Source organism: Massilia sp. X63, from assembly GCF_041023745.1.
Taxonomy (GTDB): Bacteria; Pseudomonadota; Gammaproteobacteria; order Burkholderiales; family Burkholderiaceae_D; genus Telluria.
In genome coordinates, this window is the sequence record NZ_JBFTEF010000003.1 from 485,416 (window position 1) to 500,339 (window position 14,924).

13 protein-coding genes and 3 tRNA genes are annotated in these 14,924 nt (G+C 67.3%); 10 read left to right on the forward strand and 6 right to left on the reverse strand.

Annotated features, from left to right (window positions below):
- Window positions 1–46 precede the first annotated feature (46 nt).
- Window positions 47–1,630, forward strand: a complete 1,584-nt coding sequence (locus tag AB3347_RS09260; RefSeq protein WP_369091490.1) for a S41 family peptidase — start codon at window positions 47–49, stop codon at window positions 1,628–1,630.
- A 113-nt stretch (window positions 1,631–1,743) separates the two neighbouring features.
- Complete coding sequence (locus AB3347_RS09265; protein WP_369091491.1) at window positions 1,744–3,504, forward strand: M14 family metallopeptidase; 1,761 nt, start codon at window positions 1,744–1,746, stop codon at window positions 3,502–3,504.
- Window positions 3,505–3,646: 142 nt separating this feature from the next.
- Here the strand turns inward: AB3347_RS09265 and AB3347_RS09270 are convergent, their stop codons facing one another.
- The 6 genes from AB3347_RS09270 to AB3347_RS09295 form a co-directional block, all read right to left on the reverse strand.
- Window positions 3,647–4,597, reverse strand: coding sequence for a GlcNAc-transferase family protein (locus tag AB3347_RS09270; RefSeq protein ID WP_369091492.1), 951 nt, complete (start codon window positions 4,595–4,597; stop codon window positions 3,647–3,649).
- A 10-nt stretch (window positions 4,598–4,607) separates the two neighbouring features.
- Window positions 4,608–5,117, reverse strand: coding sequence for a phosphoglycerate mutase family protein (locus tag AB3347_RS09275; protein ID WP_369091493.1), 510 nt, complete (start codon window positions 5,115–5,117; stop codon window positions 4,608–4,610).
- A gap of 88 nt (window positions 5,118–5,205) precedes the next feature.
- The gene (gene senA, locus AB3347_RS09280; RefSeq protein WP_369091494.1) at window positions 5,206–6,393 is read right to left on the reverse strand and encodes a selenoneine synthase SenA; all 1,188 of its coding nucleotides are present in this window, start codon (window positions 6,391–6,393) and stop codon (window positions 5,206–5,208) included.
- 46 nt (window positions 6,394–6,439) lie between these two features.
- Complete coding sequence (gene ttcA, locus AB3347_RS09285; RefSeq protein ID WP_369091495.1) at window positions 6,440–7,357, reverse strand: tRNA 2-thiocytidine(32) synthetase TtcA; 918 nt, start codon at window positions 7,355–7,357, stop codon at window positions 6,440–6,442.
- The gene (locus AB3347_RS09290) at window positions 7,354–7,752 is read right to left on the reverse strand and encodes a dihydroneopterin aldolase (RefSeq protein WP_369091496.1); all 399 of its coding nucleotides are present in this window, start codon (window positions 7,750–7,752) and stop codon (window positions 7,354–7,356) included. The genes ttcA and AB3347_RS09290 overlap by 4 nt, the downstream gene beginning before the upstream one ends.
- Before the next feature lie 23 nt (window positions 7,753–7,775).
- Window positions 7,776–8,558 carry an SDR family oxidoreductase gene (locus tag AB3347_RS09295; protein ID WP_369091497.1) on the reverse strand — a complete coding sequence of 261 codons (783 nt, stop codon included), beginning with the start codon at window positions 8,556–8,558 and terminating at the stop codon, window positions 7,776–7,778.
- 60 nt (window positions 8,559–8,618) lie between these two features.
- Between AB3347_RS09295 and AB3347_RS09300 the strand changes: the two genes are divergently transcribed.
- The 8 genes from AB3347_RS09300 to AB3347_RS09335 form a co-directional block, all read left to right on the forward strand.
- On the forward strand, window positions 8,619–9,767 hold the full coding sequence (locus AB3347_RS09300; protein ID WP_369091498.1) for a class I SAM-dependent methyltransferase: 1,149 nt from the start codon (window positions 8,619–8,621) through the stop codon (window positions 9,765–9,767).
- Between the two features lie 97 nt (window positions 9,768–9,864).
- Window positions 9,865–10,842 (forward strand): DnaJ domain-containing protein, encoded by a 978-nt coding sequence (locus tag AB3347_RS09305; RefSeq protein ID WP_369091499.1) that lies wholly within the window; start codon window positions 9,865–9,867, stop codon window positions 10,840–10,842.
- Window positions 10,843–11,000: 158 nt separating this feature from the next.
- Entirely contained in the window at window positions 11,001–12,686 is a 1,686-nt protein-coding gene (locus AB3347_RS09310; protein WP_369091500.1) for a tetratricopeptide repeat protein, read from the forward strand.
- 24 nt (window positions 12,687–12,710) lie between these two features.
- Entirely contained in the window at window positions 12,711–14,240 is a 1,530-nt protein-coding gene (locus tag AB3347_RS09315) for an HDOD domain-containing protein (protein WP_369091501.1), read from the forward strand.
- 171 nt (window positions 14,241–14,411) lie between these two features.
- A tRNA-Tyr gene (locus AB3347_RS09320) sits at window positions 14,412–14,496 on the forward strand.
- A 36-nt stretch (window positions 14,497–14,532) separates the two neighbouring features.
- A tRNA-Gly gene (locus AB3347_RS09325) sits at window positions 14,533–14,606 on the forward strand.
- Between the two features lie 34 nt (window positions 14,607–14,640).
- A tRNA-Thr gene (locus AB3347_RS09330) sits at window positions 14,641–14,715 on the forward strand.
- 85 nt (window positions 14,716–14,800) lie between these two features.
- On the forward strand, window positions 14,801–14,924 hold a 124-nt coding region (locus AB3347_RS09335), incomplete at its 3' end, for a GTP-binding protein (protein WP_227803300.1).

Below are 14,924 nucleotides of genomic sequence, written 5' to 3' on the forward strand. Positions count from 1 at the left end.
CAGTTGGTTGCACTTGGGGCCGGTAGCCACGTCTATAATCGGACGCATGAACCCGCCATATGCACAAGGTCGCAAGACGACCGCCCCCCGCCTGATCGCGTCGCTGCTGACCGCAGCCTTCGTCCTCGCCGGTTGCGGCGGCGGCGGCGGTTCGCCCGGCGTCGCCGCCCGTCCCGACCAGGGAGGGCAGCAGCCGCCGGTGACGCCCACGACCCCGACCACGCCGACGGCGGAAGACCTCGATCCGAACCTGCTGGGCGACGCTTTCGGCACGTACTGGAACATGTGCGCCAAGCCGCGCACCGGCGTGGACAGCAACGGACAGCCCTTCCCGGATCGCCAGGGCACGCTGCTCGACGAGCTGAAGTTCCTGCGCGCCTGGACCAACCAGTACTACCTCTGGTACAACGAGGTTCCGAACACCTACAAGATGGCGGATTTCACCGACCCGGTCGAGTATTTCAAGGTGCTCAAGACCTCGGCACTGACCGAATCCGGCCAGCCGAAGGACAGGTACCACTTCACCTATGCCACCGAGGAGTGGGACAAGCTGCAGAACTCGGGCATCGACCTGGGGTACGGCGTGACCTGGAAGCGCAACAGCGCGACTGTGCCGCGTACCTGGCTGGTGGCGCAGGTGGAGCCGGGCTCGCCGGCGGCCGCCGCCGGCCTGCGCCGCGGCGACATGCTGCTCAGGGTGGACGGCGTCGATTTCGTCAACGGCGGCAGCGCCGACCAGGTCGCCAAGATCAATGCCGGCCTGTTCCCGGAGAGCGCGGGCACGCCGCACCAGTTCACCCTGCAGCGCGGCAGCACCGCCTTCGACGTGACGATGACGGGGGCGGAAGTGCGTGTCGATCCGGTCAAGAACGTGCAGGTGCTCGACACCCCGACCGGCAAGGTCGGCTACCTGAGCTTCGAGACCCACAATGCGGTGTCGGAGAAGGAGCTGGTGGATGCCTTCACGACCTTCAAGCAGGCCGCCGTGAGCGACCTGGTGCTCGACCTGCGCTACAACGGCGGGGGCCTGCTGTACATCGCCAGCGAGCTGTCCTACATGATCGCCGGGCCGGGGCAGACCGCCGGCAAGATCTTCGAGCGCCCGCAGTACAACGACAAGATCGCCCAGCAGCCGGCGATTCCGTTCCGGAGCACGGCCTACGGCTTCAGCTCGCCTAATCCGGTGCGTGCGGGCACGCCCTTGCCCTACCTGGGCCTGAAGCGCGTCACCGTGCTGACCACCCAGGGCACCTGCTCGGCCAGCGAAGCGGTCATCAACGGCCTGCGCGGCGCCGACGTCCAGGTCGACGTCATCGGCAGCACGACCTGCGGCAAGCCCTACGGTTTCACGCCGGTGCCGAACTGCGGCACCACCTATTTCTCGATCGAGTTCAAGGGCGTGAACAACAAGGGCTTCGGCGACTTCTCGGACGGCTTGGCGGCCACCTGCCAGGTGGCCGACGACCTGTCCAAGCCGCTGGGCGATACCAGCGAAGGCTTGCTGGCTGCGGCACTGACCTACCGCGAGACCGGCACCTGCCCGCTGGGCACCCGCGCGCGCCAGGTGCCGATGGAGATCGTGCGTCATCCCGCCAGGGAGATTTCCATTTATACCAGGCCGCGCCCGTGAGCGGCATGCTGTAAAAAGAGCCCGGCCAGCCTGTGCTGCCGGGCTCTTTTCATTGTGGAAACAGGTCTATAATCCTCGGCTTTGCCACCCGATCGATTGCTGGAGTATTCCTGATGATCCGTTCCGCCCTGCTGCTGGCCCTGCTGGCTGCCGTTCCCCTGGCCCATGCCGCTCCCGACCTCACCACCATCTCCGAACGCTCGGGCTTCCAGGCCACCGGCCGCTACGATGAAGTGATCAAGCTGTGCGGCGCGTTCCAGAAGGCCTACCCGAAACAGGTGAAGTGCATCGAGTTCGGCCGCACGCCGGAGAACCGTCCGATGCTGGCCCTGGTCGTCTCGAATACCGGCGCCTTCACGCCGCAGGCGGCCCGGAAGCAGGGGCTGCCGGTGACCCTGATCCAGGGCGGCATCCACGCCGGCGAGATCGACGGCAAGGACGCCGGTTTCCTGGCGCTGCGCGAAACCCTGGACGGCAAGCTGGCCAAGGGCGCCCTCGACAAGCAGGTGCTGGTCTTCGTCCCGGTGTTCAACGTCGACGGCCACGAGCGCTTCGGCAAGTGGAATCGCCCGAACCAGCGCGGCCCGGTCGAGATGGGCTGGCGCGTGACCGCCCAGAACTTCAACCTCAACCGCGACTACGTGAAGGCCGATGCGCCCGAGATGGGGGCAATGCTCAAACTGGTCAACGCCTGGGACCCGCTGACCTATGTCGACCTGCACGTCACCGATGGCGCCAAGTTCCAGCACGATGTGTCGATCCAGGTCGAGCCGGTGTACTCGGGCGACCCGGAATTCCGCAAGGCCGGCCTGGCCCTGCGCGGCAACGTGATCGCCGACATCGCGAAACAGGGCTCGATGCCGCAGTCCTACTACATGTCCTTCGCCAAGACCGACGACCCGCAGTCGGGTTTCGTGGACGGCGTCTCCGACCCGCGCTTCTCGACCGGCTACTTCCCGCTGCGTAACCGCATGGCGCTGCTGGTCGAGACCCATTCTTGGAAGGATTACCCGACCCGCGTGCGCGTGACCCACAACACCGTGATCTCGATCCTGGAACAGGTCGCGAGCAAGGGCAAGCAGTGGCAGCAGGCCGCGCGCGAGGCGGATGCGCGCGCGAGCAGGCTGGCGGGCGAGCCGGTGGCGCTGACCTACCGCACCACCGACAAGACCCAGATGGTCGACTTCCAGGGCTACGAATACACCCGTACCCAGTCCGACGTGTCGGGCATGCTGATGACCCGCTACGACGAAAGCAAGCCGCAGGTGTGGCGCGTGCCGCTGCGCGAGGAAGTGGTGCCGGATCGCGTGGTGACGGCGCCGCGCGCCGGCTACATCGTGCCGGCGGCCTACGCCGAGATCGTGGCGAACAAGCTGGCGCTGCACGGCATCGCCTTCCGCAAGCTGGACAAGGCGATCGCGCAGGCGCCCGTGGAAACCTTCCGCGCCGACAAGGCGACCTTCAGCGCCACTTCCTTCGAATCGCACCAGCGCCTGACTGTGGATGGCGAATGGAAGGTGGAGCCGCGCGCCGTGCTGCCGGGATCGCTGTTCGTGCCGGTCAACCAGCCGAAGGCGCGCCTGGTGGTGGCGATGCTGGAGCCGCAGGCGCCGGACTCGCTGCTGGCCTGGGGCTTGTTCAACAATGCCTACGAGCGCAAGGAGTACATGGAAGAATACGTGGCCGAGGACGTGGCGCGCGAGCAGATGGCCGCCGACCCGGCGCTCGCCGCGGAATTCAAGCGCCGCGTCGAGACCGATCCGGCCTTCGCCAGGAACCCGCACGCGCGCCTGGAATTTTTCGCCAAGCGCCACGCCTCGTGGGACGAGCGCTACAACCTGTACCCGGTGTACCGTACCGGCGTTGCCCCCTGAGCGATCCGCATCCATCCTGGTTTCCGTAGGGTGCACGGCTTTGCCGTGCACGCGTTCAGCTCACGGCCGCTCTGTGGTAACGCATGATATGGCTGGACGCGCGGTCGGCGGAGCCGACCACCCTACAACCCGCACAGGATCCCTAGCAGAGCTGCCCGTCGAACGGGTCGCTGATGGTCTGGTTGACGTAGTCGATGCCGCTCAGCGCGCGAAACTCCGCCATGCTGCGCACCGTGCCCAGGCCGTAGGCGCCGGGCAGGCCGTCGCCCATCAGGAGCCGGTTCAGGCGCAGCCTGGCGCGCTCGATCAGGTAGCTCGAATGGAAGGCGCGCCGGGCGTCGCTCTCGCCGTGCCAGTGGTGGCTGGCGTAGGGCGTGCCCTCGCGCTTGTACAGGTGGTAGAGCGGCGCGGCGAGCGGGTGGAAGATGTCCCAGCCGCGCGTGAAGGCGCGTACCGACAGGCTCTGCTCCTCGCCGTGGAAATACAGCCAGGGGTCGTAGGGAATCTCTTCCACGAAGCTGCCTGCCGCGAACAGGAAGCCGGCCGATACGTGGCAGCCCAGCACCGGCTCGCTGGTGAACAGGTGGCGCGCCATGAAGCGCAGCACGGCGTCGTCCGGGCTGAGCTGCTTTTCCGGATGGGGGCGTAGCACCAGCGCGGTGCGGCCGTCGCCCGGGGTGTAGTGCGGCCTGCCGTCGACCATGTCGAAGCGGTAGGGATAGGTGCTGACGATCGGCTTCTCCGAGCGTTCGCGCAGTTGCGCGTGCAGGTTGCGCAGCTGCTCGTCCCAGCCCGGCTCGAACAGCGTGTGCGAATCGACCTGCAGCAGGAAGGCTTCGCCGTCGTACAGCGAAAAGGCCGTGTTGCGCGCCCAGCTCACGCCCAGCGTGTCCTGCGGGTGCAGGTGCACGTAGCGCACCTGGCGCGCGAAGGGCAGGGCGGCGATCGCGGCGCGCTGGTCCTCGAGGTGCTGGTCGACCACGCCCAGCGCCAGCAGCTCCGGGCGCGCCGCCTTGGCGAGCGCGTCGTTCAGGGTGAAGAACAGCATCGGGTCGAGGTAGGACGCGATGCTGATGAAGATGGTCTGGTGCATCGGGCCCTGGTCAGGGGACGGTAGGCGTGCTCAGCAGCACCGTCCGGACCGTGCCGCCGGCGCCCGGCGTCAACTGGTACAGGCGGTCGTATTCGTCGTCGCCGATGTCGGCGCCGGGCGCACCGCCGAACAGGCGCACCAGTTCCGGCAGGGTATTCGAATGTCCCACCACCAGCACCGGCCCGGACAGCATCCTGACTTTCTCCACCAGCGCCTTCGGCGCGCGCGCATCGTACAGCTGCACTTCCGCGCCGATGCGCTGCGCCAGCGGCTGCGCGGTCTGGCGGGTGCGCTGGGTCGGCGTGCTGAACACGGCCGTGATGCCGGTCTTCGCCAGGATGGCGGCGATGGCCTGGGCGCGCGCCTGGCCTTGCGCCGTCAGCTCCGGATCCTGGCCCACGCTCGCCTTTTCTCCATGGCGCACCAGGTAGATCGCGCTCGGCTCGGCCAGCACCGCGGCAGGCGCGAGCATGGCGAGGCTGAAGGACAGGCAGCGAAACAGGCGGGCGGACAGTGTCATGGAAGGCTCTCGGCGCAGTGGGTGGTTGACGAATGCGCGCAGAATAGCATGCGCCGCCCGGGCGCCGAGCCTGTGTGGCAGCCTTGCCTCAGGCCGCGCAGGTGCGAAAGCCGGCGAAGATGTCGTCGCGCGCGGGCGCGAAGAAATTGCGGAACACCGGCGAGTGCAGGCGTGGCGGGGTGGCGAAGGATGCGCCGCGCAGGCTCTGGCGGCTGCCGAACCAGGGCGCCGAATATTCGCGGTAGCGATCGGCACGGAATCCCGGATGGGGCAGGAAGGGCGAGGCCGTCCACTCCCACAAGCCGCCCCAGGAGAAGCCCGGCTGGCCCGAACGTGCCGCCCATTCCCATTCGTGCTCCAGCGGCAGGCGCCTGCCGGCCCAGCGGCAATATGCCTGCGCCTCATGCAGGCTGAGGTGGCGCACCGGCTCGGCCGGATCGAGCGCGCAGCGGCTGCCGAAGCGCAGCGTGGTCCAGTCCTGGCCCGCAGGCTGCCAGTAGCGCGGCGCCGTGCGCCCGGTCGCGCGCAGCCAGGCCAGGCCCTCGTCGCTCCAGAATGCGGGGCGGGCGTAGCCGCCGGCGCGCATGAAGGCCAGGTAGGCCGCATTCGTCACCAGGCCGGCATCGATGGCGAACGGCGCCACCCGGCAGGGCAGGACGGGGCCCTCGTTGTCGAATGCAAAACCCGGTCCGCCCTCGCCCAACAGGAAGCTGCCGCCATCGAAGCGGAGCTCGCCGGACGGCGCGGCGTTGGCAGGCGGCGCCGGCGCGGGCGCAGCTGCGCCCAGGGTCTGCAGGCTGTACAGCAGGGCTTCGCCGTGCATGTCCTCGTGCGCCAGCGCCAGGCGATAGGGATAGAGCGCGGCATCGTCCTCGCCGGTTTGCGCCAGGCGTGCGCGCATCCGGACGAGCACCTCGCCGCAATAGGCCTTGAGCGCGTCCGGCGCGGGCAGGTCGAGGGTCCAGCGTGCGCCATGGGGCACCGTGTTCGAATCGAACCAGGCGTCGCCTTGCGCCAGCAGCGAAGCGCCGCGCGCCTCGCCGGGCGCGCTGCCGCGGGCGTCGCGCAACACGTACCATTCGGCGAACCAGGCGATATGGCCAAGCTCCCACAGCGGCGGATTCAGGAGGGGAATACGGGGAACGCGCGCCGCCTGGTCGTAGCCGGCGGCGGCAAGCGCATCGAACAGGCCCAGCGTGCGGCGCCGCGCATCCTGCAATGCGGCGTCCAGCGCAGGCGGGCCCATGGTGCGAAACGATGCGTGATCGCTGGTCATGCGGGCATTGTAGCGACAATGCCCGCACCGCATCGCACAAGCCGGGTCAGAGCTGCGTCAGCGAGATCGTGTTCGGCGCCGGCGTCGCGCACGGCTCCTCGTCGAAGGCGATGTCGCCGTTCGGATTCGGCACGCCGTCGGTCTTCAGGTCGACGAAGCCGAACAGCTTGCGGTCCTGCAGGTGCGAAGGTACCACCGTGCTGAGCGACGAGAACACGTTTTCTACGCGGCCCGGATGCTTCTTTTCCCAGTCGCGCAGCATGGCCTTGATCTGCTTGCGCTGCAGGTTTTCCTGCGAGCCGCACAGGTCGCACGGGATGATCGGGAAGCCCTTCACTTCGGCATAGCGCTCGGTGTCGGCTTCCTTCACGTAGGCCAGCGGGCGGATCACCATGTGCTTGCCGTCGTCCGAGACCAGCTTGGCCGGCATGCCCTTCAGCTTCCCGCCGAAGAACATGTTCAGGAAAAAGGTTTCGAGGATGTCGTCGCGGTGGTGGCCCAGGGCGATCTTGTTGCAGCCCAGCTCGTCCGCCACGCGGTACAGGATGCCGCGCCGCAGGCGCGAGCACAGCGAGCAGGTGGTCTTGCCTTCCGGGACCAGGCGCTTGACGATGCTGTAGGTGTCCTGGTTCTCGATGTGGTACGGGATGCCCAGCTTCTCGAGGTAGGCCGGCAGGATCTCGGCCGGGAAGTTCGGCTGCTTCTGGTCGAGGTTGACCGCGACGATGTCGAAATGGATCGGCGCGCGCTCGCGCAGGGTCATCAGGATGTCCAGCAGGGCATAGCTGTCCTTGCCGCCCGACAGGCAGACCATCACCTTGTCGCCGTCCTCGATCATGTTGAAGTCGCCGATCGCCTGGCCGACCAGGCGGCACAGGCGCTTGTGCAGCTTGTTGTTCTCGTAGGCGATCTTGTCCGCCTTCTTGGCGTCCGCGTTCACTTGATCAAAATCCGCTTCGCTCATGCTTCTTCCTTCAGTTGGAACACTTCCACGCCCACGCCCTCGCAGTCGGGGTAGACGTCCGGCTTCATGGTCGACACGCGCGCGGCGCGCACGCGCGGGTGGACCAGCATGGCCTTGACCACGTCGTCGCACAGGGTTTCCTGCAGGTGGATGTGGCCTTTCGAGATGCGCTTGGCGATGGTTTCGCGCATGAAGTCGTAGTCGACCACTTCCGACAGCTGGTCGGCCTTCGGGGTGGACTGCTCGAGCGGGATGTAGAGGTCGACGTTGATCAGGACACGCTGTTCCGCCCGCTTTTCGAAATCGTGCACGCCGATGTTGATCATGACTTCGTAATTGCGCAGGAACAGCCGGCGGCAGTCGCGCAAGCTCGGGTGGATCAGGGCGGATAACATGGGTAGAGCCTTATGAATGGTGTTTAGGTAGGTTCGGTCAGGAACATCACGTCGCGATGCGAGGGCGCCAGGTGCTGGCCGCCGTCGACCAGCAGGGTGGTGCCGGTCAGCGCCCGCGCGCCGGCGGCATACACCACCGCATCGGCGATGTCCTGCGGCGTCGAGGAGCGGCCCAGCGGCGTCATCCGGTGCGCCTTGCTGAAGCCTTCCTCGCTCTGCTCGCCCGACACCATCGTGATGCCGGGCGCCACGCCCACCACGCGCACGGTGGGCGCGAGCGCCTGCGCCAGCATCGTGGTGGCGGCGTGCAGCGCCGCTTTCGACAGCGTGTACGACAGAAAATCCGGGTTGAGATTGTACAGTTTCTGGTCCAGCAGGTTGATCACCACCGACTGCGCATCGGCCGGCGTGGCGGCGTGCAGGGCCTGCGCCAGCAGCAGCGGCGCGGTCAGGTTCGCGCCCATATGCGTGGCGAGCAGGGCCGGCGAAAACGTGGTGGCACTGTCGTATTCGAACAACGATGCATTATTTACCACGCAATTGATCAGGCCAAGTTCCGACGCCACGCGGCCGGGCAGGGCGCGCACCGCGTCCTGGTCCAGCAGGTCGCAGGAGAACAGCGCGGCGCGCCGGCCGAGGGCGCGGATGGCGGCCGCCGTTTCTTGCGCTTCGCGTTCGGAATGGCGGTAGTGTACGGCGATGTCCCAGCCGGCGGCGGCCAGGCCGAGCGCGATCGCGCGCCCCAGGCGGCGGCCGGCGCCGGTCACGAGCGCGACTTTCGGGGCAGTGTGGGCAGATTCCGTCATTGTTAGGGCTGGTGCTGGGTTAAAGATGCCGCCTGTTTGCCGTTTCGCTACAATGCCGGCATGTCCCTGCCCGCACCTACCCCCGACGCCCTCGCTGCGTCCCAATCCCTGCAACAACTTATCGCCGCCGAGATCGAACAACTTGGCGGGGCGATGGCGTTTTCACGGTTCATGGAACTGGCGCTGTACGCGCCCAGGCTCGGGTATTACAGCGGCGGCGCGTCCAAGCTGGGCGCGAGCGGCGACTTCACCACCGCGCCCGAGATCTCGCCCCTGTTCGGGGCTGCCGTGGCGCGCGCGGCAGCCGCTATTATCGCCCAAAGCGCGCCCGACATCATCGAATTCGGCGCCGGCACCGGCAAGCTGGCCCGTGACGTGCTCGCCGCCCTGGGCGGGATGGGCGTGACGGTAGCCTCCTACACCATCATCGAGTTGTCGGGCGAACTGCGCGCGCGCCAGCAGGAAGCCCTGAAGGATTTGCCGCAGGTCCGCTGGCTGGACGCCATGCCCGAGACCTTCAGCGGCGTGGTGCTGGCCAACGAGGTGCTCGACGCCATGCCGGTCGAGCTCGTCATCCGCAAGGGCGGCCGCTGGCAGCGCCAGATGGTCACCGTCGAGAACGGCGAATTCGCCTTCGTGCAGCAGGCACTGCCGCAGGAGCTGGCGCTCCACCTGGCACGCCAGGTTCCCGACGCCGAGCACCTGCCGGACGGCTACCTCACCGAAATCCACCCGGTGGCCGAAGGCTTCATGGCCTCGCTCGCGACCATGATGAAAGGCGGGCGCGGCGCCGCCTTCCTGTTCGACTACGGCTTCCCGGCGCACGAGTACTACCTCGACCAGCGCATGGGCGGCACCCTGATGTGCCACTACCGCCACCATGCCCATCCGGATCCGTTCTACCTGCCGGGCCTGCAGGACATCACCGCCCACGTGGACTTCACCGCGATGGCGCTGGCCGCGCAGGAAGCCGGGCTGCCGGTGCTGGCCTACATGAACCAGGCCTCCTTCCTGCTGGGCTGCGGTATCGGCGAGTTGCTGATGGAAACCGACCCGGCGGATGCGCTGCGTTTCCTGCCGCAATCGAAGGCGGTCCAGAAGCTGGTGTCGCCGGCCGAGATGGGCGAGCTGTTCAAGGTGCTGGTGGTGGGGCAGGACGTCGACTTGCCGATTGCTATCGTGCGGGCGGACCGGTCCCACCGCCTGTAGAATTTTTGACATCTTGCGCTCCGGACACAAATCCGGCTAAGCTGTACAGCCCGGAGCGTCCAGGATCGACGACCGAACAGCGCGCACCTTTGAGAACATGGCCAAGATCCATACCCACTATGACAACCTGAAGGTCGCGCGCGGCGCGCCGGCGGAAGTCATTCGTGCGGCGTACAAGGCCCTCAGCCAGAAATACCATCCCGACAAGAATCCGGGCGACGAAAAGGCCGCCCGCATCATGGCGATCGTCAATACCGCCTACAACACCCTGTCCGATCCGGTGCGCCGCAAGGAGCACGACGAATGGATCGCGTCCGAGGAGTGGGAAGTGGAGTGGCTGGAAAGTAGCGGCGCCGAGGACGGCGGCCATGCCGGCCGCGCGCCGCGTCCCGACGCCTGGGAGCCGCGCGTCCCCGAGGCCCAGGGGCGTCCGCGCCGCGCCCTGATGCGCGATCCGCGCTGGTGGCTGGGCCTGGCGAGCTGCTTCGTGCTCGGTGCGGCCGCCGCCGTGTTCCTGGTGGAACCGCCGCGCGGCAAGCTGCCGGCGGCGCTGGCCTGGGCCGGCAAGCCGGACCCGGTCCCGAGCAGCGCGCCCGCCGACCATGCCGACGAGCTCGGCGCCGACGCGAGTACCGAAGGCTGGGCGCGCCGCTTCGGCGGCGAAGGCAAAGAGCCGCCGCCCGAGATCAAGGCGCTGGCCGTGACCCAGCTGGTGGTGCCGGCGCGCGCGCCCGACTGCGGCAGCGACCTGCAGACCCTGACCGCCCCCAGCGGCGACCCCTGGCCGGCCGAATCCGGCTACCTGCCGGGCTACCCGGTCGGCAACAGCGGCAACGAGATGCAGGTGATGATCGACAACAGCGCGAATGCCTCGCCGATCTTCGTCAAGCTCTACGACCTCGACCGCCGCTCGAACGTGCGCCACGCCTACGTGCAGGCGCGCGCGACCTTCCTGATCGACAAGCTCAGCGCCGGCAAGTACGAAGTCCGCTACCAGAACGTCGTCGTCGGCGACGGCAAGACCGAATGCCTGAACGGCCGCCGCGTCCCCCTGCGCCAGGCTGCCGCTTTCTGAAGAACCCACGCTGTGGTTTTTTTCGCGCAATGACCGAGGATTGCGCTGCGTCTTTACCCGTTTTCACTATTTTGGTTCCCGGCCGTAATATACTGGCCTGATGCAGCCAGCCAATGCAGCGGCTGCGCCACGCCCAACGCAGGCTAGACAAGAACCTCATGAACGAACTGGAAGGCCTCACGGCCCTGATCATCGAACCGCACTCGGGCATGCGCGCCAACATCCACAGCATGCTCAACATGTGTGGCCTGACGCGCATCGAGCACGCCAGTTCGTCGAACCTGGCGGTCAAGCACCTCGGCTTGCGCAGTTTCGACATGATCCTGTGCGAATACGATCTCGAAGGCGGCCAGGACGGCCAGCAGCTGCTCGAGGACGTACGCCACCACAAGCTGATGCCGCTGTCGACCATGTTCTTCATGGTCACCGCCGAGGGCAACCACAGCAAGGTGGTCAGCGCCGCCGAGCTGGCGCCGACCGACTACATCCTCAAGCCCTTCACCGCCGACCGCCTGCTGGACCGGATCGCGCGCGCCCTCGACCGCCGCAGCGCCTTCATGCCGGTGTACACCCTGATGGAGGCGGGCGACCAGCGCGAAGCGATCGCGGCCTGCGTCGAGGGCGAGCGCCTGCACCCGCGCTACGCGATCGACTTCATGCGCCTGCGCGCCGAACTGCACGTGTTCCTGGGCGAGCCGGAGCAGGCCGAGCCGATCTACCGCAAGCTGATCGACATGAAGGCGATCGCCTGGGCGCGCCTGGGCCTGGCCAAGACCCTGTTCCTGCGCCGGCAGTTCGACGAGGCCAAGGGGATGCTGGAAGAGCTGGTCGACAGCAACCGCAACTTCGTCGACGCCTACGACTGGCTGGCGCGCACCCACGCCGCGGTGGGCGAGCTGGCGCAGTCGCAGGCGGTGCTGCATGAGGCGGTGGCGGTGTCGCCGCATGCCGTGCGGCGCCTGCGCACCCTGGGCGAGACCGCCTTCGAGGCCGGGGATACCGAGGCCGCCGAAAAGGCGCTCAAGCAGGTGCTGGCCAAGGCCAAGTATTCCGAGTTCCGCGACCCCGAAGACCACGTCAAGCTGGTGCGCACCCTGGTCAGGAAGGGCGACCCGGTGGCCGCGGCCTCGGTCATCCGCGACCTCGACCGCTCGATGGCCGGGCGCCCGAATACGGTACTGTGCAGCGCGATCTCCTCGGCCCTGCTGCACGAATACACCGGCAACGAAGCGCGCCTGAACGAGTCGCTGGGCGCCGCGCTGGCGGCCTGCCGGGACGCGCCGGCGCTGTCCGGCGAGCTCAAGCTGGAGCTGGCGCGCACCTGCCTCGAGAACAACATGGAAGAGGGCGGCGCCGACCTGGTGCGCGAGGTGATGCGCAACGCCCAGAACGACGCCGCGATGCTGCGCGCGATGAGCGTGCTCGAAGGGGCGGGCTTTCCCGACCTGGCGCGCACGCTGGCGCAGGAAAGCCGCCAGCACGTGGTCGACCTGGTGGCCGACGGCGCGGCGCGCGCCCGCAGCGGCGACTACCAGGGCGCGGTGGGCCTGATGCTGGAAGCGGCGGCCAAGCTGCCGAGCAATCCGGCGGTGGCCTTCAACGCCGCGCTGGCGACCCTGCGCTGCCTCGAGCACGACGGCTGGGACGACAAGCTCGGCCAGCAGGCGGTCGGCCTGATCGGCAACGTGCGCAAGCTCGACCCGGGCAACCCGAAGCTGGGCGCGCTGTCGGCGCTGCACCACCAGCTGCTGAAAAAATACGAGCGCAATGCGCAGGGGCGCCCGCTCAAGCCGGCCAAGGCCGCACCCGCACCCGCACCCGCACCCGCAGGGAAGGCGGCATAAGAAAGATGATCCGGAATGGCTGTGATGCCTGATTCGATGCCGTCGGAAAGCGCGACGCGCCGCGTCCGCGCGGCCCTGATGCACAAGGTGTGCGGCGACGAAGAGATGTTCGCGTTGGGCGCCTCGATCGCCCGGGTGGTCGAGATGGCCTCGAGCGAGGACCAGGGCACCCACGACCTGGCCTATTACGTGGTCTCGGACCCGGCGCTGACCCAGCGCATCCTGCGCCTGTCGAACACCATCCAGTACCGCACCGCGGGCGGCACGCCCGTTACCACCATCTCGCGTGCGATCTCGCTGCTCGGCTTCGACAACGTCAAGACCACCGCGCTGGCGATGCTGCTGGTCGATGCGCTCGACAGTTCCGAGCACGCCGGCAGCGTGCGCGTCGAGCTCGAAGCCGCCCTGTGCGCCAGCCTGGTGGGCCGCGAGATGGCGCGCCACAGCTTCTACCAGGGCGCCGAGGAAGCCGCGATCTGCGCGCTGTTCAAGAACCTGGGCCCGCTGCTGGTGGCCAGCCACGAGCACGACCGCTACCGCGAGATCGGCGCCCTGGTCGCGGGCGGCAAGCACACGGTGGGGCAGGCCTCCCAGATGATCCTCGGGGCAAGCTACGACGCGCTGTCGCAGGCGGTGCTGACCGAATGGAAGATCCCGGACGTGATCGTGCGCGCCCAGGCGTCCCTGGCGTCCGCCACGCTGCGGGTAGCGGGCAATCGCGGCGAGTGGATGCGCCAGGTGGCGGCCTTCGGCCTGGACGTGGCGCGCCTGCTGGGCAAGACCCACGAGCCGGCCGCGACGCCCGAGGCGCAGGCGCTGCTCGGGCGCTATGGCGAGGCGCTCGACCTCGACCGCGAACGCATGGACGCGCTGATGACGGCGGTACAGGAGGGCATGCGCGGCCTGCTGGAGAGCATGAACATGCAGCCCACGCCCAAGAGCGAACCCCAGCCGGGCAGTGGTTTGCCGAACGTACTGCTGCTGGCCACGCTCGACGCCGGCGAAGAAGAGCAGGAGGGCGCCCATCCGAGCGGCAAGCCGAAGAACGCGCGCGACCTGCTGCTGGCCGGCGTCCAGGACGTGACCCAGCTGCGCGCCTCGGGCAGCAAGGTCAACGAGGTGGTGCTGGCGGTGCTCGAGACCCTGTACGGCGCACTCGGCTGCCGCTTTGCCGCCATCTGCCTGAAGGATGCCAAGAGCGGCCAGTACCGGGCCCGCCTCGCGCTGGGCGAGGACAGCGCCGCGCTGCAGGCCGGCTTTGCCTTCCCGCTGGCTTCGCAGCGCGACCTGTTCCACCTGGCGATGGAAAACGACGCCGACCTGATGATCTCGGATGCCGCGAGCCCCAAGATCCGCGACCTGCTGCCCGAATGGCACCGCCGGCTGCTGCCGGACGCGCGCAGTTTCATCGTGCTGCCGCTGGTAGTGGGCAAGGTGCAGCTGGGGCTGTTCTATGCGGACCGCACGCTGACCGCGCCGGAAGGCGTGCCGCCGGACGAAACCGCCCTGATCAAGGCCTTGAAAGGCCAGGTGCTCGCAGCGCTGGCGCCCTGAAAACCGGGGTTTTCGACTTTCCCTGCAATTCCCGCAAAATCACCCTTGTGGTTTTGCATCCCGCCCGTTACAATCACGCCCCGAAGCAACGCTGCTATGCGAAGCAGACAAAGTCTGCAGAAACTTAGTTGACAGTACGTTGAGCTTGCTTCATACTCTGCGGTTCTTCGCGGTGGGGTGGCCGAGTGGTTAAAGGCAGCAGACTGTAAATCTGCCCTCTCTGAGTACGCTGGTTCGAATCCAGCCCCCACCACCAAAAAGAAGAGTCGAAGGAATTGAAAGTTTGTACCTCGCGGGTGTAGCTCAATGGTAGAGCAGAAGCCTTCCAAGCTTACGACGAGGGTTCGATTCCCTTCACCCGCTCCAGTTAGTGCGGTGTTATTTCTAACCGCAAAAATAAGCCCTTGTAGCTCAGTGGTAGAGCACTCCCTTGGTAAGGGAGAGGCCACGTGTTCAATCCACGTCAAGGGCACCAGAATTTTGCACGGCAGTCCGTAGTACTCGTCCGTCAGGTGTGCCTGGTAATTCTCAAAAAAATCGTTAGATCTTAGGAGTCTGAAATGGCAAAGGAAAAATTCGAACGGACCAAGCCGCACGTCAACGTCGGCACCATCGGTCACGTTGACCACGGCAAAACCACCCTGACGGCTGCAATCGCAACCGTTCTGTCGAAGAAGTTCGGCG

Bases quoted from the DNA above. Each gene is read 5' to 3' on its own strand.
- AB3347_RS09290 (WP_369091496.1), bottom strand. From the start codon at position 7,752: ATGTTATCCGCCCTGATCCACCCGAGCTTGCGCGACTGCCGCCGGCTG.
- AB3347_RS09270 (WP_369091492.1), bottom strand. From the start codon at position 4,597: ATGCACCAGACCATCTTCATCAGCATCGCGTCCTACCTCGACCCGATG.
- AB3347_RS09295 (WP_369091497.1), bottom strand. From the start codon at position 8,558: ATGACGGAATCTGCCCACACTGCCCCGAAAGTCGCGCTCGTGACCGGC.
- ttcA (WP_369091495.1), bottom strand. From the start codon at position 7,357: ATGAGCGAAGCGGATTTTGATCAAGTGAACGCGGACGCCAAGAAGGCG.
- senA (WP_369091494.1), bottom strand. From the start codon at position 6,393: ATGACCAGCGATCACGCATCGTTTCGCACCATGGGCCCGCCTGCGCTG.
- AB3347_RS09275 (WP_369091493.1), bottom strand. From the start codon at position 5,117: ATGACACTGTCCGCCCGCCTGTTTCGCTGCCTGTCCTTCAGCCTCGCC.
- AB3347_RS09300 (WP_369091498.1), top strand. From the start codon at position 8,619: ATGTCCCTGCCCGCACCTACCCCCGACGCCCTCGCTGCGTCCCAATCC.
- AB3347_RS09310 (WP_369091500.1), top strand. From the start codon at position 11,001: ATGAACGAACTGGAAGGCCTCACGGCCCTGATCATCGAACCGCACTCG.
- AB3347_RS09260 (WP_369091490.1), top strand. From the start codon at position 47: ATGAACCCGCCATATGCACAAGGTCGCAAGACGACCGCCCCCCGCCTG.
- AB3347_RS09305 (WP_369091499.1), top strand. From the start codon at position 9,865: ATGGCCAAGATCCATACCCACTATGACAACCTGAAGGTCGCGCGCGGC.
- AB3347_RS09265 (WP_369091491.1), top strand. From the start codon at position 1,744: ATGATCCGTTCCGCCCTGCTGCTGGCCCTGCTGGCTGCCGTTCCCCTG.
- AB3347_RS09315 (WP_369091501.1), top strand. From the start codon at position 12,711: ATGCCTGATTCGATGCCGTCGGAAAGCGCGACGCGCCGCGTCCGCGCG.